This is a genomic window from Streptomyces phytophilus, from assembly GCF_013870535.1.
GTDB classification, from domain to species: Bacteria; Actinomycetota; Actinomycetes; order Streptomycetales; family Streptomycetaceae; genus Streptomyces; species Streptomyces phytophilus.
This window is the reverse complement of the sequence record NZ_JACBXC010001324.1, coordinates 1-1,623: the sequence shown is the minus strand read 5'-3', so window position 1 is coordinate 1,623 and position 1,623 is coordinate 1. Positions and strand designations below refer to the sequence as shown.

The following is a 1,623-nucleotide window of genomic DNA, read 5'->3' as shown; positions in this document are numbered from 1 at the left end:
CGGCCTCGGCCGCCTTCGCCTCGCCGCCGCCCTGGACGTCCCTGGCCTGACCGGCCTCCTTGACGTCCTTCGCCTCCTTGCCCTCCTTGCCGTCCTTGCCCTTCTTCTTGCGCTTGCCGCCGCCGGACCCGGCCGCCGTGGCCTGGTCCATGTGCACGATGACGCCGCGGCCGCTGCAGTGCGCGCACGGCTCGGAGAACGACTCCAGCAGGCCCTGCCCGACCCGCTTGCGGGTCATCTGCACCAGGCCCAGCGACGTCACCTCCGCGACCTGGTGCTTCGTACGGTCGCGGCCCAGGCACTCCAGCAGCCGGCGCAGCACCAGGTCCCTGTTGGACTCCAGCACCATGTCGATGAAGTCGATCACGATGATGCCGCCGAGGTCCCGCAGCCTGAGCTGCCGCACGATCTCCTCGGCCGCCTCCAGGTTGTTCCTGGTGACCGTCTCCTCCAGGTTGCCGCCCTGCCCGGTGAACTTGCCGGTGTTGACGTCGACCACGACCATCGCCTCGGTCCTGTCGATCACCAGCGATCCGCCCGAGGGCAGCCACACCTTGCGGTCCAGCGCCTTCATCAGCTGCTCGTCGATCCGGTACGTGGCGAAGACGTCCACCTCCGACGTCCACTTCGACAGCCGCTCGACGAGGTCCGGCGCCACGTACGAGACGTAGCCGTGGATGGTGTCCCACGCCTTCCCGCCGCTGACGATGACCTTCGAGAAGTCCTCGTTGAAGATGTCGCGGACGACGCGGACGGTCATGTCCGGCTCGCCGTACAGCAGCGTGGGCGCGCTGCCGCTCTTCGCCTTCTTGCGGATGTCCTCCCACTGCTTCTGCAGCCGCTCCACGTCCCGGCGCAACTCGTCCTCGCTGGCGCCCTCGGCGGCCGTACGGACGATGACGCCGGCGTCCTCGGGGACGATCTTCTTGAGGATCGTCTTCAGCCGGGCCCGCTCGGTGTCGGGCAGCTTGCGGCTGATGCCGGTCATCGAGCCCTCGGGCACGTACACGAGGTAGCGGCCGGGCAGCGAGACCTGGCTGGTCAGGCGGGCGCCCTTGTGGCCGATGGGGTCCTTGGTGACCTGGACGAGGACGGACTGGCCGGACTTCAGCGCGTGCTCGATGCGGCGCGGGCTGTGGGCGAGGCCGAGGGCCTCGAAGTTGACCTCGCCGGCGTACAGGACCGCGTTGCGGCCCTTGCCGATGTCGACGAACGCGGCCTCCATGGAGGGCAGGACGTTCTGCACCTTGCCGAGGTAGACGTTGCCGACGTACGAGGCCGACTGCTCCTTGTTGACGTAGTGCTCGACGAGGACGTTGTCCTCCAGCACGCCGATCTGCGTACGGTCGCCCTGCTGGCGCACCACCATGACGCGCTCCACCGCCTCGCGGCGGGCCAGGAACTCGGCCTCGGTGATGATCGGCACCCGCCGGCGGCCCTGCTCGCGGCCCTCGCGGCGGCGCTGCTTCTTCGCCTCCAGCCGGGTGGAGCCCTTGATGGACTGCACCTCGTCGCTGGGCGCGGCCTTGGCGCGGGGCTCGCGGACCTTGACGACGGTGCGCTCCGGGTCGTCGGACGCCCCCTCGGAGCCGTCCGCGCCCTCGGTACGCCGGCGCCGGCGGC

At 70.1% G+C, this 1,623-nt stretch carries 1 protein-coding gene; it reads right to left on the bottom strand.

Annotation, left to right across the window (positions count from 1 at the left end):
• Positions 1-1,623, bottom strand: a 1,623-nt coding sequence (locus H5J30_RS32025; protein ID WP_258563631.1) for an Rne/Rng family ribonuclease, incomplete at both ends; no start/stop codon positions are given.